This window comes from Amycolatopsis sp. BJA-103 (genome assembly GCF_002849735.1).
In the GTDB taxonomy this organism is placed as follows: Bacteria; Actinomycetota; Actinomycetes; order Mycobacteriales; family Pseudonocardiaceae; genus Amycolatopsis.
In genome coordinates this window covers 7,694,052-7,716,107 of record NZ_CP017780.1, presented here as the reverse complement: position 1 = coordinate 7,716,107, position 22,056 = coordinate 7,694,052, and the positions used below count along the sequence as shown (strand labels likewise).

Genomic DNA, 22,056 nt, shown 5'->3' with positions numbered 1-22,056 from the left:
AAACGGGACGTGACTACACGTCGAGGAAGCGAACATCCTTGGCGTTGCGCGTGATGAAGGAACGGCGCGCTTCGACGTCCTCGCCCATCAGGACGGAGAAGAGGTCGTCGGCCTGCGCGGCGTCGTCCAGGGTGACCTGGCCGAGCAGCCGGTTCGCCGGGTCCATCGTGGTCTCCCACAGCTCTTCGGCGTTCATCTCGCCGAGACCCTTGTAGCGCTGGATCGCGTCGTCCTTGGGAAGGCGCTTGCCCCGCTCGACACCGGCCTGGATGACGGCGTCGCGCTCGCGGTCGGAGTAGGCGTACTCCGGCTCGGCCCGCGGCCACTTGATCTTGTACAGCGGCGGGCGCGAAAGGAACACGTGGCCGTGCTCGATCAGCGGAGTCATGAAGCGGAACAGCAGCGTGAGCAGCAGCGTGGTGATGTGCTGGCCGTCGACGTCGGCGTCCGCCATCAGCACGACCTTGTGATAGCGCAGCTTCTCGAGGTCGAACTCTTCGTGGATACCGGTGCCGAGCGCGGTGATCAGCGACTGGACCTCGGTGTTCTTGAGGACGCGGTCGATACGGGCCTTCTCGACGTTGATGATCTTGCCCCGGATCGGCAGGATCGCCTGGTACATCGAGTCGCGGCCTTCCTTGGCCGAACCGCCCGCCGAGTCACCCTCGACGATGTAGAGCTCGCATTCCGACGGGTTGGTCGACCGGCAGTCCTTGAGCTTGCCCGGCAGGCCGCCGATCTCCAGCGCGCCCTTGCGGCGGACCAGATCGCGCGCCTTGCGGGCGGCCATCCGCGCCTGCGACGAGGAGATCGACTTGTTGATGACCGTCTTCGCCTCGGTGGGGTTGCGCTCGAACCAGTCGGCCAGCCACTCGTTCGACGTCTGCTGCACGAACGTCTTCGCCTCGCTGTTGCCCAGCTTGGTCTTGGTCTGGCCCTCGAACTGCGGCTCGGCCAGCTTGATCGAGACGATCGCGGCGAGACCCTCGCGCACGTCGTCACCGGTCAGGTTGGCGTCCTTCTCCTTGAGCAGCTTCTTCTCGCGCGCGTACGCGTTGACGACGCGGGTGAGCGCGGCGCGGAAGCCCTCTTCGTGCGTGCCGCCCTCGTGCGTGTTGATCGTGTTGGCGAAGGTGTACACCGACGGCGTGAAGCCGTTGTTCCACTGCATGGCGACCTCGACCTCGAGGCCGGTGCCCTTGGCCTCGAAGGAGATCACGCTGTTGTGGATCGGGTCCTTGCTGCCGTTGATGTGCTTGACGAAGTCTTCGAGACCGCCGGGGTAGCAGTAGGTCTTTTCCTTGACCCGCGCCGCCTGGCCGGAAGCGTCCTCTTCGGTCTCTTCGTCGGCGACGCGCTCGTCGCGCAGTGAGAGGGTCAGGCCCTTGTTGAGGAAGGCCATCTCCTGAAGACGCCGGGAGATCGTCTCGAAGTTGTACGTCGTGGTCTCGAAGATGTCGCCGTCGGCCCAGAAGGTGATCGTCGTGCCGGTCTCGTCGGCCGGGCCGAGGTCCTGCAGCTCACCGGGAAGCTGGTTCGTGTATTCCTGGCGCCAGCTGCGGCCGCCGTACTTGACCTCGGCGAGCAGCGTCTTCGAAAGCGCGTTCACCACGGAGACACCGACGCCGTGCAGACCACCGGACACCGCGTACGAGTCGCTGTCGAACTTGCCGCCCGCGTGGAGCACGGTGAGCACGACCTCGAGGGTCGGCTTCTTCTCCTTGGGGTGCATGTCGACCGGGATCCCGCGGCCGTCGTCGACGACCCGCACCCCGCCGTCGGCCAGCAGGGTAACCTCGACCTTGGTGGCGTGACCCGCCATCGCCTCGTCGACGGAGTTGTCGACCACCTCTTGGACGAGGTGGTGGAGACCGCGTTCCCCGGTGGAACCGATGTACATACCGGGACGCTTGCGGACTGCTTCGAGGCCTTCGAGCACCGTGATCGATGACGCGTTGTACTCGCTCTTGTTCTCGGTCACAGGCGTTGATTCTCCTCGTCTACCCCGAGCGGAAGCTCGCTCGTCTCCAGTGTACTTGGCCGCGTCCGCTGGCATGCGGCAAGGACACCCCTGATTTGCTCACAGACGCGCTAATTCGTTCGAAGAAGAGTCTTGACGTTCGCGAAGCACTCTGGGCGCCTTCTCGGGGCGCTGGTACACAGTTGTCGCGAAGCGCAACTCGGATCAGCCGTACGTGTCACGCGGTCCACGTCCTGGGACGTGCCGCGGGCCTTTCCGCCAGCTCGGCGCCGTCGGTCCCTGGATCCGCATCCTCTTCACGACGCCGTGCCCGACGCCGGCCGCGATCTTCGTCAGCAGCTGCCCCTGGAGCAGGCGCAACTGCGTCGCCCACGCCGTCGAGCTGGCGCGCACGGTCAGCTCGCCGTCCTTCAAGGCCACCGGCTGGGCGTGTTCGGCGACCTCTTCACCCACAAGCCGGGCCCAGTGACCGAAGACCTGACCGTTGGCCAGCCGGGTGTTCCAGCCGCGGTCGACCGCGATCCGGGAGGCGAGCCTGCCGAGCGGTTGCGGGTCGCGAGTGTCGGCACCCGGCCCTGACCAGCGACGACGTCGCGGGCTCTGACCGTTCGAACCGGCCCCTCCTCCGGTGATACGGCCGCGGCGCACTCCCGGTTCAACTCCTCGCGCCTTCGCTTTGGCCTTCGCGGCCTCCAAAGCGGCATGAGCGAGGTCACGACCGGTAGCCGGCTCTTTGCTGTTGGTATCGGTTGGGCCGTTCGATACCGGCGCCCGTTCACTCTGCGTGTCGAACAGGGCTCCCTCACTCGGGGTACCACCCGAGCGGGGGGTGTCAAGCCGCTTATCAGGCCCTTTGGTCACGCGGGGCGATAACGCGTTCACGGTGTTATCCACACTGTCCACAGGTTTGTCCCCAGATCGGTGGGTAACTGCTGTGGCGCCGATCACCCGGGGTGTCCGCTTCGCGGGATCACCCTCGGTTGATCTCACCATCTGCCACGAGGAACCGGTGCCCGGCCAGTTCGGCGGGTACGTCCTCGTCCACGGCGGCGGTCACCAGCACCTGCTCGGCACCGGCCGCCACCTCCGCCAGCCGGGCCCGGCGACGCCGGTCCAGCTCGGCGAACACATCATCCAGCAGAAGCACCGGTTCCCCGGCCTCGCCACGCAGGAGCTCGTAGCTTCCCAGACGCAGTGCGAGGGCGAACGACCAGGACTCCCCATGGCTCGCGTAGCCCTTCGCCGGCGCTTCGCCGAGGATGAGGTCGAGTTCGTCCCGGTGCGGGCCGACCATGCTCACCCCGCGCTCCAACTCGAGGTTCCGAGACCGTTTCAGCGCTTCTACCAGTACTTCCTTGAGCACCGCTTCATCGGCGCGAGGACCGTCCGGGGCGCCGTAGCCCTCTGGCATCGCTTCGCCGAGGCTCGACTTGTACTCGATCTTCGCCGGTCTCGAGTCGGGTGCGACCCCCATGTACGCGGCGGCCGCGTACGGCGCGAGGTCCGCGATGAGGTTGAGCCGGGCTGCCAGCAACGCGGCGCCTGCCACCGCCAGGTGGTCGTCCCAGACATCGAGCGTCGACAGCGCGTACGGGTCTTCGCGCCCCGTACGCCGCTTACCCGCCGTCTTGAGCAGGGCGTTCCGCTGCTTCAGCACCTTCTCGTAGTCGGCGCGGACCCCGGCGTACCGGGGCGCGCGCAGCACGAGGAGCTCGTCCATGAACCGGCGGCGCTCGCCGGGATCCCCGCGCACGAGTGCCAGATCCTCCGGGGAGAACAGCACCGTGCGCAGGATCCCGAGCACGTCGCGTGGCTTGCCGACCGCGCCGCGGTTGATCCGCGCGCGGTTCGCCTTGCCGGGGGTGATCTCCAGCTCGACCGTCAGTTCACGGTCTTCGTTGACCACCGCGACCCTGATCAGCGCGCGTTCGCAGCCGTGCCGCACCAGCGGCGCGTCGGTCGCGACGCGATGCGAACCCAGCGTCGCGATGTAGCCGATCGCCTCCAAGAGGTTCGTCTTGCCACGGCCGTTCTGTCCGACGAGGACGGTGGGGCCGGGTTCGAGCGCGAGATCGGCTTGGGGCCAGGACCGGAAGTCGGTGACCTGGAGATGTCTGAGGTACAACCCGCCTAGCCGCCGACCTTCTTGACCGAGTGGCCGCCGAACTGGTTGCGCAGCGCGGCGACGGCGCGCATGGCGGCGGAGTCCTCCTGGCGCGAGGCGAACCGCGCGAACAGCGCGGCCGAGATGACCGGCGCCGGGACCGCGTTGTTGATCGCCTCTTCGAGGGTCCACCGGCCTTCGCCGGAATCCTCGACGTAGCCCTCGAGGTCGTCGAGCTCCGGGTCCTCGTCGAGCGCGCGGACGAGGAGGTCGAGCAGCCACGAGCGGACGACGGTCCCCCGCTGCCAGCCCTTGATCACCGCGGGCACGTTCTCGACGACCTTCGCGGCTTCGAGCAACTCGAAACCTTCGGCGAAGGCCTGCATCATGCCGTACTCGATGCCGTTGTGAATCATCTTCGCGTAGTGACCGGAGCCCACGGCGCCGGCGTGCGAGAAGCCTTCTTCACGCGGACCCTCGGGGCGAAGCGCGTCGAAGATCGGCATGGCCTTCTCGACGTCCGAAGCGGCGCCGCCGACCATCAGGCCGTAGCCGTTGTCCTTGCCCCACACGCCACCGGAAACCCCGCAGTCGAGGTAACCGATCTGCTTCGTGGCGAGCAGGTCCGCGTTGATCCGGTCGTCGGTGTACTTCGAGTTGCCGCCGTCGATCACGAGGTCGCCCTCGGACAGCAGGTTGCCGAGCTCCGCGACGGTCTGCCGGGTGGGTTCACCGGCGGGCACCATGATCCAGACGATCCGGGGACCGTCCAGTTTGGACACCAGGTCCTCGAGCGAAGTGGAGTCGGTGACGTCGGGGTTGCGGTCGTAGCCGACCACCTCGTGACCGGCGCCGCGCAGCCGCTCACGCATGTTGAACCCCATTTTGCCGAGGCCGATGAGTCCCAGCTGAGCCATGAAGATCCCCTTTGGTGCGAAACAGAAACTAAAGACCGGTCAGCCCGGGAGGCGGACCGGCATCAGCAGGTACAGGTAGCCGGGGACGACGTTGCCCTCTTCGTCGGCGGGCTTGATCAGCGCCGGCCGGTTCGGCGTGGTGAAGGTGAGCTCGGCGCGGTTGGCGTTCAGCGCGCCGAGGCCGTCCACGAGGTAACCCGGGTTGAACGCGATGGTCACCGGCTCACCCTCGTAGTCGACCTGAAGCTCTTCTTCGGCCGAACCCTCGTCGTCGCCACCGGCGGAGAGCCGCAGCGAACCGTCGTTGAATTCCAGCCGCACCTGGGTGCCACGTTCGGCCACCAGCGAAACACGCTTGATCGACTCGGCGAGCGCGGAGACCTCGATGACCGCGCGCGACGTGTGCTGCGCCGGCAGCAGCTGCCGGTACGGCGGGAACTCCGCGTCGAGGAGGCGGGTCGTGGTGTAGCGGCCGGAGCCGGACAGGCCGAGGAGGCCTTCACCGCTGGCGAGCGCGAGGCGGATCTTGGCGCCGCTGGCACCGAGCGTCTTCGCGGCCTCGGCGAGCGTGCGCGCCGGGACGAGCACGGCGGCGTCGGACAGGCCCTCGGCGGGCTCCCAGGTGAACTCGCGCATGGCGAGCCGGAAGCGGTCGGTGGCGACCAGGGTCAGCGAGGAGCCGGAGATCTCCAGTCGCATGCCGGTCAGCATCGGGAGGGTGTCGTCCTTGCCCGCGGCGACGACGACCTGGGTGACGGCCTGGCCGAACGCGTCGCCGGTGAGTTCGCCGGCGAAGGCGGGCTGGGACGGGAGCTGCGGGTAGTCCTCGACCGGCATGGTCGGCAACGAGAAGCGCGCGGAGCCGCAGGTGATGGTGGCGCGGGCGCCGTCGACGGAGATCTCGACCGGCTGCGCGGGCAGCGACTTGGTGATGTCGGCCAGCAGACGACCGGAGACCAGGAGACGGCCCCCGTCGGCGATGGTGGCCGGGACGCCGACCGTGGCGGAGACCTCGTAGTCGAATCCGGAGACGGTGAGTGCGTCACTCGTCCCGTCGGATCCCGCATCGAGCAGGACACCGCCCAGAACCGGGACCGGAGGCCGCGACGGGAGGCTTCTCGCCACCCACGCGACGGCGTCGGCCAGCCCGTCACGCTCGACGCGGATCTTCATGCGCGCTTCCTTTCGACAGCCGAGCCCCTGACGGCTCGAAAGCTCAACGGGTCACCGCGGCCGGAGAGCGCGATGGCCAGGTGCCTCGCAGGTTCGTTCGGTCCGAGCGAGACGCGAACGCACGTCGACACGCAGACCAGGTGCAGGGACCCACGTTAGGCCGTCCCCGGGGTCCGCGTCACCTCGGCCTCCCCTTGCTTTTGTCGACAAGACGACACGGTTCGCCGTCTGTCCCCAGATTCGTCCATCGCCTGTTTTTGTTTTATTCCCTTCTTAAGAAGAACTAAGAACAGCAGTAGTAATAGGCGTTGTGGATTGTGTGGACAAGCCTCGTTCGCGCAGGTCCGGATGGCTCGGACCCTGTGGACTCCGGGTGTGTACGGACGGTGGACAGCTTGGGCCGTCGGTGGATGGTTTCGGGCCGCGCTCGATCTATCCACATTCGGCCCGAGTTGTCCCCATGGTTATCCCCAGATGTGGGGCGGTTTGTACCCAGGGGCTGTGGGTCCGGATCGTGACCGGAATCGCTCGGGAGAGTGATCCGTGCAGCCCGCGTCACCCTTGTGCACAACATGTGGGCAACCTGGGGACAACGTGTGGATCATGGTGTGGAAATGCTGTGGATTGCCTGTGAGTGCGATGTGGACGAAAAACCGATCGCCGCTGGTCTCACGCCTGCCGGAGTTGTGCACAAAGTACCCACAGCATGTGGATTTCCTTTGTACACAAGGGAAAACCTGAAATGCACTCAAGCACGTTTCGTGTCCTTCTCACCCGTACGTGCTGTCTTCGGGGTACCCAGTCCTTCGCGCCTTCACACGCTCTAAGACCTATGTGGACGGCTGCGCGCGCGCAGCAAGAAGGGCTCCCACCTGGACGGTGAGAGCCCCTGAAGTCCTTGTGTGCTAAGGGATTACTGCCTGGCCCGTTGCTTGATCCTGGAGGTCAGCTCTTGGACCTGGTCGTAGATGCGCCGTCGTTCGGCCATCTCCTTGCGGATCTTCTTGTCCGCGTGCATGACGGTCGTGTGGTCGCGGCCGCCGAAGGTCTGCCCGATCTTCGGCAGCGACATGTCGGTCAGTTCGCGGCAGAGGTACATCGCGATCTGACGAGCCGTCGCGAGGGCCTTCGTCTTGCCGGGCCCGCAGAGGTCGTCGAGCGTCACGTCGAAGAACTCCGAAGTGACGCCCATGATGGTCGGCGCGGTGATTTCCGGCGCGTGCGAATCCGGGATGAGGTCGCGGAGCACGATCTCGGCGAGAGCGACGTCGACCGGTTGCTGGTTCAGCGACGCGAAGGCGGTGACGCGGATGAGCGCGCCTTCGAGCTCCCGGATGTTCGCCTCGACGCGCGAAGCGATGAACTCCAGCACCTCGTTGGGGACCGCGAGCCTGTCCTGCGCGGCCTTCTTGCGGAGGATCGCGATCCGGGTTTCGAGCTCGGGCGGCTGGATGTCGGTGATGAGGCCCCACTCGAACCGCGTGCGCAGCCGGTCTTCCAGCGTCTCGAGGCGCTTCGGCGGGCGGTCGGAGGAGACGACGATCTGCTTGTTCGCGTTGTGGAGGGTGTTGAAGGTGTGGAAGAACTCTTCCTGCGTACCTTCTTTTCCTTCCAGGAACTGGATGTCGTCGACGAGCAGGATGTCTATGTCGCGGTAGCGGCGCTGGAACGCGACCTTGCGGTCGTCTCGCAGCGAGTTGATGAAGTCGTTGGTGAACTCTTCGGTCGACACGTACCGCACGCGCATGCCGGGGAACAGCCGCTGGGCGTAGTGCCCGACGGCGTGCAGCAGGTGCGTCTTCCCGAGGCCGGACTCTCCCCAGATGAACAACGGGTTGTACGCGCGCGCCGGTGCTTCGGCGACGGCGACCGCGGCCGCGTGCGCGAAGCGGTTCGAGGCACCGATGACGAAGGTGTCGAACGTGTACTTCTCGTTGAGCTTCGTCTTCGACGTCTGCGGCTGCGCCGGCGCGGTGTAGGGCTGGCCCGCGATCGGCTGACCGGAGAACGTCGGCCAGATCTCGGTCACGGCCGCGAGGGCCTCGCCCTCTTCGTCGACTTCTTCATCGCTGTCGTCGCCATCGTTGAGGCTGTTGTCCACCGGCTGCCGCGGGGGCCTCGGCTTCGGAGGCTCGGGCCGGGGGCGGTTCGGCGACAACATGCCGTCACCGTCGGGCAGCGGCGGCGGGCCGGGCACCGGGCCGCCGCCGTTTTCCACCCGGCCGGGTGACGCTTCGTAGCGGGGGCCGGGCGAAGCGGGGGGCATCTCGGTGCTGTCGACCTTCACCGCGAGGGAGACCGCGCGGCCGAGCCGTCGCGAAAGGGCTTCGGTGATCGCGCCGCGGAGGGCGCGTTCGATCGCTTCCTTGGCGAAGTCGCTGGGAGCGGCGAGCAGTGCGGTGCCGTCGAGCAGGCCGATCGGCCGGGTCACCCGCATCCAGGCGCGCTGCTGCGGGGAGAGGGTGCCATCGGACAGTTCGCGCACGACTTGTTCCCAGATGACGCCAAGATTGTGCTGGTGATCGGACACCTGCCTGACTCCCCTCCCCTCATCGGTGCGTGTGAACATCCGGGAAACACCGCGCTCCGAAACACCGGGTCGGGCGCCATCATGGCCCGATCAGCTCATGCGCACAGCAAATATCCACATAGTTGTCCACAGCTGTGCACTAATGTACGGCGGCCCGCGGCGACGTCACCTGCGGGATCGACGTAGGCCGGCGGGACGCCTCCACGCCCCGAGGACACCCGGGCGCCTGCACCGTTCCACCTTGGCGAAAACCCGGGGAGAGGCACGCTAACAAGCCCCGCCCGATGCCACAAGGCATCCTCGCGCGCAAGCATTTCACGGTGTACGGCGTGTTGCCATTCGGTGCCTTCACGTCGCCGGTGATCACTCTCCACGCACGGTCGCGGTCCGTGGTCGAGGGGGTGCCTGCCGGGCCCGGGCGGTGGGTGCGTACCCTCGTAAGGTCTCCCGTATACAGCGGGGGCGTTTCGCGTGCCCACGTTGTCGTCGCTCGACGTGACGAGGCCACACGTTGGTAGGAGACACCAGAGACTGCCGTGCGTCAGCACGACACGCCAGGAACGGGTCGAACCGTCCCCGGCGGCCGATGAAACAGGAGAAGTAAGTCGTGAGCAAGGGTAAGCGCACCTTCCAGCCGAACAACCGCCGACGCGCCCGGGTCCACGGGTTCCGGCTTCGGATGCGGACCCGCGCCGGCCGGGCCATCCTGGCGGCTCGTCGTCGCAAGGGCCGCGGCGCACTGTCCGCCTGATCCGGCCGCCGTCGAGGGACGTCGTGCTGCCGGCCGCCGCGAGGTTGCGGCGCAGTGAGGATTTCCGTGCCGTGATGCGGCGTGGGGCCAAGGCAGGCAGGCGCCGCCTCGTCGTCCATGCGTTGACCACGGACCCGTCCGAAGCCGCCGAGGCGGCGCGGGCGGGTTTTGTGGTGAGCAAGGCCGTGGGGAATTCGGTGGTCCGCCACCGGGTCTCCCGCCGGTTGAGGCATCTCGTTTCCGCCAGGATCGGAACACTGCCGCCGGGAAGCTCGTTGGTGGTACGGGCACTACCTCCGGCCGCGGACGCGTCCAGCGCGGAACTCGGCTCGGATCTCGACGCGTCGTTGCGGCGCCTCGGGTTGTCCGGGCCTTCCGCCGTCACCGGGAAGCCCCGCCAGACGCGACCCTCCGACAACGGATCAGCGGTGTAACGGCATGCGAGCCACCGAGAGCGAGACCACCGAAGAAGCCCGCCCCGGCCCGGTGGCCTGGGTGCTGCTCTTGCCCGTCAAGCTGTATCGCAAGGCGATCTCTCCCTTCCTTCCTCCGGCGTGCCGGTTCTACCCGAGCTGTAGCGCGTACGCCGTAGAGGCATTGACCCGGCACGGCGCCGGCCGCGGTACCTATCTCGCGGTCCGGCGACTGCTGCGCTGCGGCCCGTGGACGATGCCCGGCCGCGACCCGGTACCCGAGGTTTTCTCGTGGCGCCGCCGCCGACCTGAAACACCGATCGAGGAGTAGCTCAGTGCTCGACTTCATCTACTACCCCGTGTCCTTCATCTTGTGGTGTTGGCATTGGGTCTTCGGGCAGATCTTCGGCGAGGCGAACGCGGTTTCCTGGATCCTCGCGATCATCTTCCTGACGTTCACCGTCCGCGGCATCATGTTCAAGCCGTTCGTGAACCAGGTCCGGTCGATGAAGAAGATGCAGGACTTCGCACCGGAAATGAAGAAGGTGCAGAAGAAGTACGCGAACGACCGGCAGCGCCAGGCGATGGAGATGCAGAAGCTCCAGAAGGAGCACGGCGTCAACCCGCTGGGCAGCTGCCTGCCGATGCTGCTTCAGATCCCGGTCTTCATCGGCCTGAACCACGTGCTGCGGATGTTCACCATCAACCCGGTGCACCCGGGGCAGCCGAAGACCGAGAACTACTTCTTCAGCCAGAGCGGTGTCGAGTCGTACATCAACGCGAAGCTGTTCGGGGTCAACCTCGGTGACGCCATCTACACCGGTGTCGACATGGTCAGTGGCGGCAACGCGCCCACCGGCTTCCACTGGCACGTCGCGCCGGTCGCCATCCCGCTGATGATCGTCGCGAGCATCGCCACGCACCTCACCGCGCGTCACTCGGTCCAGCGCCAGAACCCCGAGTCGGCGACCCCGCAGACCGCGATGATGAACAAGCTGACGATGTACATCTTCCCGTTCGGTGTCCTCATCTTCGGTGCCCTCTTCCCGATCGGTCTGCTCATCTACTGGCTCGCGAACAACGGCTGGACCCTGATGCAGCAGCGCCTCGTCTACACGAAGATCGACAAGGAAGAAGAGGCCCGCAAGGAAGCCGAGAAGGAGAAGCGCGCGAACCTCGGCCCGAAGCCCGGCCAGAAGCCGACCGCGCCGCGCCCCGGCCAGAAGCCGGTCCAGCAGAAGAGGAACAAGCAGTCCTCCGGTGGTCAGGTCAAGAAGGCGGGTTCGCCCCACGGCTTCGCCCAGACCGGTTCGTCCGCCGCGGAGAAGAAGGACGCCGAGAACGCATCAGCCGAGCCGTCGACCAACGGCTCGAAGGAGAACGGCGCCGACGTGCCCGGTCTCATCTCTGACTCGACTAAGAAATCAGGCCGGAAGCGTCGCTGACGCCGATCCGGGCTGGAGAGGAGACCAACTATGGCGGAGACGATCGACACGATCGACGCCGAAGAGAACAGCGCGGCCGAGGTCGAGGGCGCGGCTGAAGAAACCGGTCGCAAGGGAGGTGTCGACGACGACGTCCTCGTGAAGGAGGGCGACATCGCCGGCGACTACCTCGAGCGGCTGCTCGACCTTTTGGACTACGACGGCGACATCGACCTCGATGTCGAAGCGGGCCGCGCGATCGTCAGCATCGACGGTGGCGAGGATCTGGAGAAGCTCGTCGGTCCCCGCGGCACCATCCTCGAGGCGCTGCAGGAGCTGACGCGCCTGGCGGTGCAGCAGGAGACCGGTTCGCGGAGCCGTCTGATGCTGGACATCGCGGGCTGGCGCGCGGACCGTCGCGAGGAGCTTCGCGAGCTCGGCCGCTCGACCGCCGAGACCGTGGTCTCGTCCGGTGAGCGTGTCCGGCTGCAGCCGATGAGCCCGTTCGAGCGGAAGGTCGTGCACGACGCGGTCGCCGCCGTCGACGGGGTCAAGAGCGAGAGCGAAGGAGAGGACCCGAAGCGTCGGGTCGTCATCTTCCCCGCCTGACGAGTTCTCTGAACGAAGCGGCCCGCCGGTCATCCGGCGGGCCGCTTCTTCGTTGCCGGGGTGAATTACACGCGTGGCGTTTCACGTGAAACGCGTGAAGACGAGTGGAGTTGTCCACAACTTCGGACTGTCTCCCCGCTTTGCGGTCGGCGTCATGGACAATCGGTGAAGCGCGTTTCACGTGAAACGGCGTCGAGGGTTGAGGAGCAAGAGTGGGCTTGGACGGGGTCGCCGCATCGGTTCGGAGTGCGGCGTCGGAAGTGTTCGGAGACCGCGTCGAGCAAGCCATCGGCTACGTCGAACTCCTGGAGCGGCACGGCGTCGAGCGCGGTCTGATCGGTCCCCGTGAGGTCGACCGGCTCTGGGAACGGCACGTGCTGAACTCCGCCGTGATCGGCGAGCGGATCCCCGACGGCGCCCGCGTGGTCGACGTCGGATCGGGCGCGGGGCTTCCGGGTGTACCGCTCGCGATCAGCCGACCGGACCTCGATATCGTTCTGCTCGAACCGATGGCCCGCCGGGTCGACTGGCTGGCCGAGGTTGCCGAGAAGCTGGAACTCCCCATCACCGTTGTCCGCGGGCGCGCGGAAGAGCGGCAGGTACGCGAGGAGCTCGGTGACGCGGATGTCGTCACCGCCCGGGCAGTCGCTCCGTTGGCCCGGCTCGCGAACTGGTGCCTCCCGCTCGTGCGTGCCCAAGGTGCTCTGGTCGCCCTCAAAGGAGCGAGCGCCGGAGAGGAAATCGAACGCGATCGCGTCGCCGTCCGGAAGGCCGGCGGCGGCGAGCCGGAAGTCTTCGAGTGCGGCGCCAAGGTGCTTGAGGTCCCCAGCACGGTCGTCGTGATCCATCGTCTGCCTTCGAAACCGTCTCGACCGCGCGGCAGGCGTAGCTAGACCGGTTCCACGTGAAACAACGCAGACCGACTCCCACTTCTAATACAGAGGAGGTTCGAGACCGGTGACTCCCCCACCGTCCGACCCCGCGAGCACTGGCCACGAACTCGGCTGGACGCCCATCGCCGAAGAGGCCGTCCGGGCCGCCAGCGTGCTGCACCCCAAGAAGGGCGCGCTCCCCCGGCCGACCCGTCGGCGCGTGCTGACGGTCGCCAACCAGAAGGGCGGCGTCGGCAAGACCACGAGCACGGTGAACCTCGCCGCCGCCTTGGCCGTCCACGGGCTCAGGACGCTCGTGATCGACCTCGACCCGCAGGGCAACGCGAGCACCGCGCTCGACATCGAACACCGGTCCGGTACGCCGTCCATCTATGAGGTGCTGATCGGCGAAGTGACACTCGCCGAGGCGGCCGCGCAGAGCGAGCAGTCGGAGAACCTCTACTGCGTGCCCGCGACCATCGACCTCGCCGGCGCCGAGATCGAACTCGTGTCCATGGCGTCCCGCGAGATGCGGCTCAAGGAGGCGCTCTCGTCCGAGATCCTCGACGAGATCGGCGTCGACTACGTCTTCATCGACTGCCCGCCGTCGCTCGGTCTGCTGACCGTCAACGCGATGGTCGCCGCGCAGGAGGTGCTGATCCCGATCCAGTGCGAGTACTACGCGCTCGAAGGTCTGGGTCAGCTGCTGAGCAACATCGAGCTCGTCCAGAAGCACCTCAACCGCGAACTCAGCGTCTCCACGATCCTGCTCACCATGTACGACGGCCGGACGAAGCTGGCCGATCAGGTGACGAACGAGGTCCGGAATCACTTCGGGGACACCGTCCTCAAGACGGTGATCCCGCGCAGCGTGAAGGTCTCAGAGGCGCCCGGATACGGGCAGACGGTCCTCGCGTACGACCCGGGTTCCCGGGGCGCGATGAGCTACGTGGACGCGGCGAAGGAGATCGCCCAACGTGGGGCGGAGATGAAGGAAAGGAGCGGTACGGCATGAGCGAGCGCAGAGGGGGGCTCGGGCGTGGGCTCGCCGCCCTGATCCCCACCGGCCCGCCGCCGGGCTCGGCGGCCCCGGCCGAGAACGGTTCCGCCGCGGCTCCCGCTCCGCCGGCAGGCCCGACGGGACCGGACGACAAGGGCTGGTTCGCGGCCAACGGCGCGGCCGGTTCGCACGGCGGCGCGGTGGCAGGCGCGGTCTACCGCGAGGTGCCGCTCAGCCAGATCAAGCCGAACCCGAAGCAGCCGCGGCAGGTCTTCGACGAAGACGCGCTCAGCGAGCTGGAGCACTCGATCCGCGAGTTCGGGCTCATGCAGCCCATCGTGGTCCGGGAGCTCGGGACCGACGAGTACGAACTCGTCATGGGCGAGCGGCGTCTGCGCGCGTCCCAGCTGGCGGAGCTGGAGGCGATCCCGGCGATCGTCCGCCAGACCGCCGACGAGGCGATGCTGCGCGACGCGCTGCTCGAGAACATCCACCGCGTTCAGCTCAACCCACTCGAAGAGGCGGCCGCTTATCAGCAGCTGCTCGACGAGTTCGCGGTCACGCACGAGGAGCTGGCGGGTCGGATCGGGCGCAGCCGGCCGGTCATCACGAACACGATCCGCTTGCTCAAACTGCCCCTCGCGGTCCAGCGACGGGTCGCCGCCGGGGTGCTTTCGGCGGGGCACGCGCGGGCGCTGCTCTCTCTCGAGGACGCCGAAAGTCAGGAAGAGCTGGCCGCGCGGATCGTCGCGGAGGGCATGTCCGTCCGCGCGACCGAGGAAGCCGTCACGCTCAAGAAGAGCGAAAAACCGGCCAAGCCGAAGCCCGCTCCCCGCAAGCCGATCCAGGCACCCGGTCTCCAAGAGCTGGCGAGCCGGCTTTCGGACCGGTTCGACACTCGCGTGAAGGTCGACTTGGGCCGCCGCAAAGGCCGGATCACCCTTGAATTCGGGTCCGTTGACGATCTTGAACGCATCGTGGCGTTGATGGACGAAAACCAGGCAAATCGGACACGGGAAACCGATTAGGGATCACCCCAGGTCGTTTTGTCACGGTGACGATTGCTGAGCGATGATGAAGAGGTAACGCTGAGTGCTTGTTCTGGGGGCAAGTATGAAGGAGTTCTTCGGCGGTCGAAATCCGCGAGCGGTGGTCTTCGATTGCGACGGATTGCTCATGGACACCGAGCCGTGTTGGTCGGTGGCCGAGACCGAACTGTTCGCGCGGCGAGGTCTGCCGTTCGGTCCGGACGAGAAGGCGTCGGTGATCGGCAAGTCGCTACCGGCCGCCGCCGACGCGATGGCGGAGGCGTTCGGCGAACCTGGCGGCGGCGCCGAGATCGCGGACGAGTTGTTGAGGTTGGTGACCGAGGTCGTCACCGCGAAAGCGGAGGCGATGCCCGGCGCGCGGGAGTTGGTCGAACTGACCGCCGCCGCCGTTCCGGTCGCCGTCGCGAGCAACTCGCCCCGCGCTCTCCTGGACGCCGCTCTCGTCCGCGGCGGGCTTTCGGAAATGTTTCCCGTGAAACTGGCCGCCGATGAGGTGGCCGCGCCGAAGCCGGATCCGGAGATGTACCTGAGCGCCTGCGGCCTCTTGAACGTCGAGCCTGCCGACGCGCTGGCTTTCGAGGATTCGATGACCGGTCTCCGGTCCGCGCGGGCGGCAGGGCTTCCTGTCATCGGGGTGCCCACGCTGAAGCATCAAGACTTCCCCGCGGACGTCGTGATCGGCTCCCTGTGCGATGAGGATCTGCTCGCGTGGGTGCGGGGATGGCCCCGGCGATGACCGAGCTGCCCTTCGTTCGCTTCCAGAGCCCGAGCCGCACCGAGCGACGGCCCAGATCTTCATCGAGCGGGTCGACGGCTACCTGTCGATTCTGAAGAGGCACGGGATTCCGTGCGAGGCCAGGTCGTCGCCGTGGCCCGGAAATGAGAAAGGGGACTCGCCCGCGGTGGGCAAGTCCCCTTCGTCGGATCCGGCTCAGCTCTTGCGGGAGATCGCCCGTCCGACGAGGTCGGCGAACACCGATCCGAGCGTGGCGCCGCCCGCCTCGATCGCCATGGGCACGATCGACGTCTCCGTGAGGCCCGGCGACGGGTTCACCGCGAGGAAGTAGACCGTGCCGTCTTCGGTGACCACGGCGTCGGTGCGGGAGATGTCGCGAAGACCCAGTTGCCGGTGCGCGGCGACGGCGAGCTCGCCGACCGCCTTGGCGGCGTCGTCGGCGATCCGCGCGGGGGTGAAGAAGTCGGTCAGCCCGGCGGTGTAGCGAGCGGTGTAGTCGTACACGCCGCTCTCCGGCACGATCTCGACCGCGGGCAGGGCCTCGGGTCCCTGTTCGCCTTCGATGACCGTCACGGCCACCTCAACGCCGGAGACGAACTTCTCGGCGAGAACGGTGTCGCCGTAAGCGAAGCAGCCGACCATCGCGCCGGGCATCTCCGAGGCTTCCTTGACGACCTGGGCGCCCAGCGCCGAACCGCCCTGGTCGGGCTTGAGGATCAGGGGCAAGCCCAGTGTCTCGACCATCGCGTCCAGCACGGCCTGCGCGCCGAGCTCGCGGAAGGTGCTGTGCGGCAGCACGACCCAGTCCGGCGTCGTGAAGCCCGCGTTGGCGACCAGCGCCTTGGCCGTCGGCTTGTCCCACGCGCGGCGGCAGCCCTGCGAGCTGGTGCCGACGTAGGGCACGTCCAGCATCTCCAGCACCGTCTGCACCGCGCCGTTCTCCCCTTCACCACCGTGAAGGGCGACGATGGCCGCGTCGGGCCGCTGGGTGCGAAGACGTTCGAGCAAGCCCGCGTCGGTGTCCCACTCCTCGACGATGAGACCTTCCGCCCGCAGCGCGACCGAGAGCCGCCGCCCGGACCGGAGAGAGACATCGCGTTCGTGGGAAAGTCCGCCTGCGAGTACGGCGACGGTGCGGTCGACCATCGAGGACTCCTTTGTCTAAGGGGACGCCCGGTCGATCAGACCGTGTCCGGAGAGGGGTTCTGTGGCCCCGAGATCGAGCGTGGGCTCACGTTACCGAAGGTACGCGCGAGGTCCATTTCGGACTCGAGCACCGCGGCGAGCCTTCGGACGCCTTCGCGGATCCGCTCCGGCGTCGGGTAGCAGTAGGAAAGGCGCAGTTGTCTGCTGCCGAAACCGTCGGCGTAGAAACCGGTTCCGGAGGCGTACGCGACCCGGGCGGTGACGGCCCTCGGCAGCATTGCCTTCGTGTCGACGCCTTCGGGGACTGTCATCCAGACGTAGAACCCGCCATCGGGTTTGGTCCAGCTGCAGCCGGCGGGCATGTGCTGTTCGAGCGCGGTCAGGATCGCGTCCCGGCGCTCCCGGTAGTTCTCGCGGAAGGTCTTGATCTGCCCCAGCCAGTCGTGAGTCGAGAGGTATCGCGACACGATCAACTGGTTAAGCGTCGGCGGGCAAAGCGTCGCGGACTCGGCCGCGAGCACGAGTTTCTCCCGGACGGCGTGCGGTGCGAGCACCCAGCCGACCCGCAGGCCGGAGGCGAAAGTCTTCGAGAACGAGCCCAGGTACACCACGTTGTCGGGGTCGATCGAGCGGAGCGCCGGGTACGTCTGCCCGCTGAAGCCGAGCAGGCCGTACGGGTTGTCCTCGACGATGAGGATGTCGTGCTCGCGGCAGATCTCCACGATCTCCGCGCGGCGCTCGACGGCCAGCGTGACGCCGCCGGGGTTGTGGAAGTTGGGGATCGTGTAGAGGAACTTGACCCGCTGGCCCGTCTTCTTGGTCTCCGCGAGCGCGGCTCGCAGCCCCTCGGGGACCAGGCCGTGGTCGTCCATCGCGACGTGCACGACGTTCGCCTGGTACGCGGCGAAGGAGCCGAGCGCGCCGACGTACGACGGGCCCTCGGCGATGATGACGTCGCCCGGGTCGCAGAACAGCCGGGTGACCATGTCGAGCCCCATCTGGGAGCCGACAGTCACGACGACGTCGTCCGGGTGGGCCTTGATGCCTTCGAGGGCCATGATTTCGCAGATCTGCTCACGCAGCGCGGGAACACCGTGCGCGGAGCCGTACTGGAGCGCGACCAGGCCCTCTTCGGCGATGAGCTCGCTGACCTGTGCGGACAACGAATCGAGCGGGAGCGCGGCGAGGTTCGGCATCCCGCCGGCGAGCGAGACCACCTCGGGGCGACTGGCCACCGCGAACAATGCCCTGATCTCGGAAGCAGTCATTCCGGCCGTACGCGCGGCGTAGCGGTCGAGATGCGGGTCGAGGTTGTGTCGGCCGCTCTGCGGCCTGACAGGGCGATTCTCGGTCATCAGGCGCTTCACCCGTGCTTCGAAGTGGACATAGTCGCTACCGACTGGTAGTTCCATCGAGTGTAACCACCCTCCCTTGAGGGGCCCTGGCCTTCCGGTGTTCATCACATCCGCCTATCCTCGATCAGGACCCCTTCAGCAAGCCCTGCTCGGGACAGGGCTGCGTCGGGTGTCCGTTGTCCAGGGAGGTTTGTCGGTGTCGCGTCGCGTCGTGGGCGTAACCCTGGACAATCTCGAGCATCTGCCCAAGAGCTGCCGCCGCTGCGTGTACTGGGAGCTGGCGCCGCACATGAAGGCGCAGGCCGAGGAGTACGGCGCGACAGAGGTCGAAAAAGAAGCCTGGGTTTCCAGCGTGCTGCTGGAGTGGGGCTCCTGCGGCCGCATCGTCTACAGCGACACCCTGCCTGTCGGCTTCGTGCTCTACGCGCCGCCGAACGCCGTGCCGCGTTCGCTGGCCTTCCCCACTTCCCCGCCCGGCCCGGACGCGGTTCTGCTGACCGCCTTCCAGATCCTCCCCGAATTCCAGGGCGGCGGGCTCGGCCGGATGCTGGTGCAGGCGGTCGCGAAGGATCTGACCAAACGCGGGGTCCGCGCGATCGAGGCCTTCGGTGACGCCAAGCCCGAAGAGACCGATCCGGACGGCGGGCACAGCTGCGTGCTGCCCGCCGCGTTCCTGCAGAGCGTCGGGTTCAAGACCGTCCGGCCGCATCCGCGGTGGCCGCGGCTGCGACTGGAACTGCGGTCGGCGATCTCGTGGAAGGAAGACGTGGAGGCGGCCCTCGAACGGCTGCTCGGCCAGGTCTCCATCACCACCGCCGAACCGAGCATGGGCCGCGCCTGACCTTTTAGGCCGTTCCGGATTCCTCGGAAGACCCCTTCATCTCACACCTCTAGCAGAGTTTTCGGGTGCGCGCAGCAGCCATCCCCCGCCTTGGGGACAGCTGTGGGTAACCTGCCGAGTTATCCACAGATCGCTGCTAGGAGCGGTGGAAAATCTGTGGATGGGTAGGCTGGACCTGGGGACGCCCCCCGGGAAGGGCGGGGGCTGCGCGCCGGGTGGAGCTAGGGGTGGCGTGGTCCGGCGAGGGGGCACACAACCGGTTGTGCCGAGGGCGTCGGCAGGGGCATGTGCGCCTTTGTGCGGGTGTGGAGGACTGGCTACTCCGCTTTGGCGAGTTCGTGGGCCAGGACGTCGGCGAAGGTGAACGTGCCTGTCGGCTGGTCCCCTTCGCCGAGCAAGTACAGGCGCTTCACGGCGACCAGGATGCCTTCGGCGACGATGTCGCGGAAGGCCGGGTCGGCTAGTTTGCGGCTGTCTTCCGGGTTGGTCAGGTAGCCGATCTCGATCCGCACCGCCGGGCAGCGGGTGCGGGTGAAGATCTCCCAGGTCTTGTAGTGCGTGCGGCAGTCGCGCAGGCCGGTGCGGGCGGCCAGCTCGCGCTGGATGAAGCCCGCCAGCAGCTCACCGACGGTCGACGTCGTGCCGTTGCCGGTGCCGAAGTGGAAGCTCGCGACACCCTGCGCCTTGGGCGAGGGGTTCTTGTCGTTGTGCAGCGAAAGGAACAGGTCGGCGCCCGCTTCGTTCGCGAACTTGGCGCGCTCACCCTCGGTCGGGCTCTGGTTCGGGCCGCGTGAGATCAGCGCTTCCATGCCCGTGGCCTGCATACGGCCTTCGAGCCGTCGCGCCAGATCCCAGGCGATGTCCGCTTCACGCAGGCCGCTCGCGACGACACCGAGGTCTTCGCCGCCGTGGCCAGGGTCGATCACGATGCGCTTGCCGCGCAGCCGGGGGCCCGCCTGGCGCACCTGCTCTTGCTCGCGCAGGAAGACGGGGCGGCCGCCGCGGGCTCGCGGCGAAGAGAGCCGGTGCAGCTCGCGGATGGTGGCCGGACCGCACATACCGTCGGCGACCAGGCGCATGTCGCGCTGGAAGGTCTTGAGGGCGCGCTCGGTCTGGGCGCCGAAGTGCCCGTCCGGGCGGCCGGCGTCGAAGCCGAGTTCGGTCAGTCGCTCCTGGAGCGCGAAGACGTCGTCGCCCTGCATGGGGGCGGAGAACATGTAGGTCAGCGGGCGGCTGCCGAGATGGAAGCCCGCGCCACGAAGCGCCTGATAGGTCGCCGGACCCACCAGACCGTCGGTGATGAGCCCACGGCCCTGCTGGAACGCTCGCACGGCATGTTCCATCGCCGTGTCGAAGACCTCGTACTCCCCGGATTCGGTCACCGGCGGGAGCAGCTCCATCGCCGCCAGCGTGGACCTGATCTCGGCGACGTCCGGTCCGGCGTCACCGCGGCGGAGTACCCGCATGCACTCCTCGCTCTTCCTTTGGGGCACCGAAGGAGCTCGATGCACGACTTTGAAAACCCTGCGGGGCGAACCCCGGTGCTCTATTGTGCCCTGTGAACTCTCGGTGAGCGCGGAGGCCCGGTCGGTGCGTCAAGTCCCCGTTCGTGGAACCCTTCCCGGCGCCATGATCATGTTCCTGTGACGGTGAGGAATACCCGTCCGGCGGAACGACGAAACCCGGAGCCTGGGCAGGCCCCGGGTTTCGGCTGGTGAAACGCGAGATCAGAGGACGTCGGCGAGGTCCGAGAGCAGCGCGGCCTTCGGCTTGGCGCCGACGATCTGCTTCACCGGCTTGCCGCCCTGGAACAGGATCAGCGTCGGGATCGACATCACCTGGTAGTCACGCGCAGTGTTCGGGTTGGCGTCGATGTCGAGCTTCGCGACAGTCAGCTTCTCGCCGTTCTCCGCCGCGATCTCTTCGAGCACCGGGGCGACCATCTTGCACGGACCGCACCAGGTGGCCCAGAAGTCGACCAGCACGGGCTTCTCGCTCGTCAGGACGTCGTCGACGAAGGTCTTGTCGGTCACCGTCACGGTGTTGGCCATGGTGTCTCCTCCTGGGTGGTGAACGGATGCTGTGAAAGTCAGCTGGTGGTGGCGCCGTAGCCGCCGCCGACCAGCTCAGGGGTCTCCTGGGCGGTCTCGACACCGGCGTGCTCCGCCAGCCATCGTTCCGCGTCGATCGCCGCGGCGCAGCCCGAACCCGCGGCCGTGATCGCCTGCCGGTAAGTGCGGTCGACCAGGTCGCCTGCCGCGAAAACGCCGGGGAGGTTCGTGTACGAGGTCCGGCCCTTGGTGAGCACGTAGCCGTCCTCGTCGAGGTCCACCTGACCACGCACCAGTTCGCTGCGCGGGTCGTGACCGATCGCGACGAAGAACCCCGTCACGTCCAGCTGGGACTCCTCGCCGGTCACCGTGTCCTTGAGCTTCAGGCCTTCGACCTTGCCCTCACCCTCGACGCCGGTGATCTGCTTGTTGAGCGCCCACTTGATCTTCTCGTTCTCGCGGGCCCGGTCCAGCATGATCCGGGAGGCGCGGAACTCCTCGCGGCGGTGGACGATCGTGACGGACTTGGCGAACTTCGTCAGGAAGGTCGCCTCCTCCATCGCGGAGTCGCCGCCGCCGGCGACCACGATGTCGTGGTCGCGGAAGAAGAACCCGTCGCAGGTGGCACAGGCCGAAACACCGCGGCCGAGCAGTTCCTGCTCACCCGGGACGTTCAGGTAGCGGGCCGCGGCGCCCATCGAGAGCACGACCGCGCGGGCCGCGTAGCGCTTGCCGTTCGCGACGACGTACTTGACGTCACCGGTCAGCTCGACGGACTCGACGTCCTCCTGGCGCAGGTCGGCGCCGAAACGCTTGGCCTGCTCGCGCATCTCTTCCATGAGGTCGGGACCCTGGATGCCTTCGCGGAAGCCGGGGAAGTTCTCGACCTCCGTCGTCGTCATCAAGGCACCGCCGAACTGAGTGCCCTCGAACACCAGCGGTTCGAGCTGCGCTCGTGCCGCGTAGACAGCGGCGGTGTACCCCGCAGGACCCGACCCGACAACGATCAAGTTCCTGATTTCCTCGCCAGCCACCCGTGACCTCCGCTCGTAGTGACCTGTTCACCAGGCTCAACACGATCGTAAGGGCCGGTGTTCCCGGGGT

Annotated in this window: 21 protein-coding genes; 10 read left to right on the top strand and 11 right to left on the bottom strand. The window is 67.3% G+C overall.

What is annotated here, in order from left to right:
* Positions 1-13 precede the first annotated feature (13 nt).
* The 6 genes from gyrB to dnaA all read right to left on the bottom strand — a co-directional run bounded on the left by gyrB (position 14) and on the right by dnaA (position 8,705).
* Positions 14-1,981: a DNA topoisomerase (ATP-hydrolyzing) subunit B gene (gene gyrB, locus BKN51_RS34505; protein WP_101611585.1), complete on the bottom strand. Its 1,968-nt coding sequence runs from the start codon at positions 1,979-1,981 to the stop codon at positions 14-16.
* Positions 1,982-2,185: 204 nt separating this feature from the next.
* Positions 2,186-2,677, bottom strand: a complete 492-nt coding sequence (locus tag BKN51_RS34500) for a DciA family protein (protein WP_101611584.1) — start codon at positions 2,675-2,677, stop codon at positions 2,186-2,188.
* A 274-nt stretch (positions 2,678-2,951) separates the two neighbouring features.
* On the bottom strand, positions 2,952-4,106 hold the full coding sequence (recF, locus tag BKN51_RS34495) for a DNA replication/repair protein RecF (protein WP_101611583.1): 1,155 nt from the start codon (positions 4,104-4,106) through the stop codon (positions 2,952-2,954).
* A 5-nt stretch (positions 4,107-4,111) separates the two neighbouring features.
* Positions 4,112-5,002: a phosphogluconate dehydrogenase (NAD(+)-dependent, decarboxylating) gene (gene gnd, locus BKN51_RS34490; protein ID WP_101611582.1), complete on the bottom strand. Its 891-nt coding sequence runs from the start codon at positions 5,000-5,002 to the stop codon at positions 4,112-4,114.
* 39 nt (positions 5,003-5,041) lie between these two features.
* Positions 5,042-6,175: a DNA polymerase III subunit beta gene (gene dnaN / locus BKN51_RS34485; RefSeq protein ID WP_020632653.1), complete on the bottom strand. Its 1,134-nt coding sequence runs from the start codon at positions 6,173-6,175 to the stop codon at positions 5,042-5,044.
* A 913-nt stretch (positions 6,176-7,088) separates the two neighbouring features.
* The gene (gene dnaA, locus BKN51_RS34480) at positions 7,089-8,705 is read right to left on the bottom strand and encodes a chromosomal replication initiator protein DnaA (RefSeq protein WP_101611581.1); all 1,617 of its coding nucleotides are present in this window, start codon (positions 8,703-8,705) and stop codon (positions 7,089-7,091) included.
* 607 nt (positions 8,706-9,312) lie between these two features.
* Here dnaA and rpmH point away from each other — a divergent pair.
* The 9 genes from rpmH (at position 9,313) to BKN51_RS34435 (ending at position 15,559) form a co-directional block, all read left to right on the top strand.
* On the top strand, positions 9,313-9,456 hold the full coding sequence (rpmH, locus tag BKN51_RS34475) for a 50S ribosomal protein L34 (protein ID WP_005154511.1): 144 nt from the start codon (positions 9,313-9,315) through the stop codon (positions 9,454-9,456).
* Between the two features lie 23 nt (positions 9,457-9,479).
* Positions 9,480-9,890 carry a ribonuclease P protein component gene (rnpA, locus tag BKN51_RS34470; protein WP_101611580.1) on the top strand — a complete coding sequence of 137 codons (411 nt, stop codon included), beginning with the start codon at positions 9,480-9,482 and terminating at the stop codon, positions 9,888-9,890.
* Between the two features lie 4 nt (positions 9,891-9,894).
* Positions 9,895-10,200, top strand: coding sequence for a membrane protein insertion efficiency factor YidD (gene yidD, locus BKN51_RS34465; protein ID WP_101611579.1), 306 nt, complete (start codon positions 9,895-9,897; stop codon positions 10,198-10,200).
* 4 nt (positions 10,201-10,204) lie between these two features.
* Entirely contained in the window at positions 10,205-11,314 is a 1,110-nt protein-coding gene (gene yidC / locus BKN51_RS34460; protein WP_101611578.1) for a membrane protein insertase YidC, read from the top strand.
* 30 nt (positions 11,315-11,344) lie between these two features.
* Positions 11,345-11,902: a Jag family protein gene (locus BKN51_RS34455; protein ID WP_101611577.1), complete on the top strand. Its 558-nt coding sequence runs from the start codon at positions 11,345-11,347 to the stop codon at positions 11,900-11,902.
* Positions 11,903-12,114: 212 nt separating this feature from the next.
* The gene (gene rsmG / locus BKN51_RS34450) at positions 12,115-12,795 is read left to right on the top strand and encodes a 16S rRNA (guanine(527)-N(7))-methyltransferase RsmG (RefSeq protein ID WP_101611576.1); all 681 of its coding nucleotides are present in this window, start codon (positions 12,115-12,117) and stop codon (positions 12,793-12,795) included.
* A 64-nt stretch (positions 12,796-12,859) separates the two neighbouring features.
* Positions 12,860-13,789, top strand: a complete 930-nt coding sequence (locus tag BKN51_RS34445; RefSeq protein WP_101611575.1) for a ParA family protein — start codon at positions 12,860-12,862, stop codon at positions 13,787-13,789.
* Positions 13,786-14,802 (top strand): ParB/RepB/Spo0J family partition protein, encoded by a 1,017-nt coding sequence (locus BKN51_RS34440; protein WP_101611574.1) that lies wholly within the window; start codon positions 13,786-13,788, stop codon positions 14,800-14,802. The genes BKN51_RS34445 and BKN51_RS34440 overlap by 4 nt, the downstream gene beginning before the upstream one ends.
* Positions 14,803-14,887: 85 nt before the next feature.
* Positions 14,888-15,559 (top strand): HAD family hydrolase, encoded by a 672-nt coding sequence (locus BKN51_RS34435; protein ID WP_101611573.1) that lies wholly within the window; start codon positions 14,888-14,890, stop codon positions 15,557-15,559.
* Between the two features lie 195 nt (positions 15,560-15,754).
* Here the strand turns inward: BKN51_RS34435 and BKN51_RS34430 are convergent, their stop codons facing one another.
* Positions 15,755-16,705 carry a D-alanine--D-alanine ligase family protein gene (locus BKN51_RS34430; RefSeq protein WP_101611572.1) on the bottom strand — a complete coding sequence of 317 codons (951 nt, stop codon included), beginning with the start codon at positions 16,703-16,705 and terminating at the stop codon, positions 15,755-15,757.
* A gap of 35 nt (positions 16,706-16,740) precedes the next feature.
* A complete protein-coding gene (locus tag BKN51_RS34425) occupies positions 16,741-18,060 on the bottom strand; it encodes an aminotransferase-like domain-containing protein (RefSeq protein WP_101613632.1) in 1,320 nt (439 codons plus the stop codon).
* A gap of 196 nt (positions 18,061-18,256) precedes the next feature.
* Between BKN51_RS34425 and BKN51_RS34420 the strand changes: the two genes are divergently transcribed.
* A complete protein-coding gene (locus BKN51_RS34420) occupies positions 18,257-18,901 on the top strand; it encodes a GNAT family N-acetyltransferase (RefSeq protein ID WP_101611571.1) in 645 nt (214 codons plus the stop codon).
* A 317-nt stretch (positions 18,902-19,218) separates the two neighbouring features.
* On the opposite strand, the gene BKN51_RS34415 is transcribed toward BKN51_RS34420, so the two are convergent.
* From BKN51_RS34415 to trxB, 3 genes are all read right to left on the bottom strand, one after another.
* Complete coding sequence (locus BKN51_RS34415; RefSeq protein WP_101611570.1) at positions 19,219-20,367, bottom strand: N-acetylmuramoyl-L-alanine amidase; 1,149 nt, start codon at positions 20,365-20,367, stop codon at positions 19,219-19,221.
* Between the two features lie 261 nt (positions 20,368-20,628).
* The gene (trxA, locus tag BKN51_RS34410) at positions 20,629-20,952 is read right to left on the bottom strand and encodes a thioredoxin (protein WP_101611569.1); all 324 of its coding nucleotides are present in this window, start codon (positions 20,950-20,952) and stop codon (positions 20,629-20,631) included.
* A 38-nt stretch (positions 20,953-20,990) separates the two neighbouring features.
* A complete protein-coding gene (trxB, locus tag BKN51_RS34405) occupies positions 20,991-21,986 on the bottom strand; it encodes a thioredoxin-disulfide reductase (protein ID WP_101611568.1) in 996 nt (331 codons plus the stop codon).
* Positions 21,987-22,056 lie beyond the last annotated feature (70 nt).

What these genes read in the sequence shown, in the direction of transcription:
- gnd (WP_101611582.1), bottom strand. Translation starts at nt 5,002, where the DNA reads ATGGCTCAGCTGGGACTCATCGGCCTCGGCAAAATGGGGTTCAACATG.
- BKN51_RS34440 (WP_101611574.1), top strand. Translation starts at nt 13,786, where the DNA reads ATGAGCGAGCGCAGAGGGGGGCTCGGGCGTGGGCTCGCCGCCCTGATC.
- BKN51_RS34425 (WP_101613632.1), bottom strand. Translation starts at nt 18,060, where the DNA reads ATGACCGAGAATCGCCCTGTCAGGCCGCAGAGCGGCCGACACAACCTC.
- BKN51_RS34455 (WP_101611577.1), top strand. Translation starts at nt 11,345, where the DNA reads ATGGCGGAGACGATCGACACGATCGACGCCGAAGAGAACAGCGCGGCC.
- BKN51_RS34415 (WP_101611570.1), bottom strand. Translation starts at nt 20,367, where the DNA reads ATGCGGGTACTCCGCCGCGGTGACGCCGGACCGGACGTCGCCGAGATC.
- trxA (WP_101611569.1), bottom strand. Translation starts at nt 20,952, where the DNA reads ATGGCCAACACCGTGACGGTGACCGACAAGACCTTCGTCGACGACGTC.
- dnaN (WP_020632653.1), bottom strand. Translation starts at nt 6,175, where the DNA reads ATGAAGATCCGCGTCGAGCGTGACGGGCTGGCCGACGCCGTCGCGTGG.
- BKN51_RS34435 (WP_101611573.1), top strand. Translation starts at nt 14,888, where the DNA reads ATGAAGGAGTTCTTCGGCGGTCGAAATCCGCGAGCGGTGGTCTTCGAT.
- yidD (WP_101611579.1), top strand. Translation starts at nt 9,895, where the DNA reads ATGCGAGCCACCGAGAGCGAGACCACCGAAGAAGCCCGCCCCGGCCCG.
- BKN51_RS34430 (WP_101611572.1), bottom strand. Translation starts at nt 16,705, where the DNA reads ATGGTCGACCGCACCGTCGCCGTACTCGCAGGCGGACTTTCCCACGAA.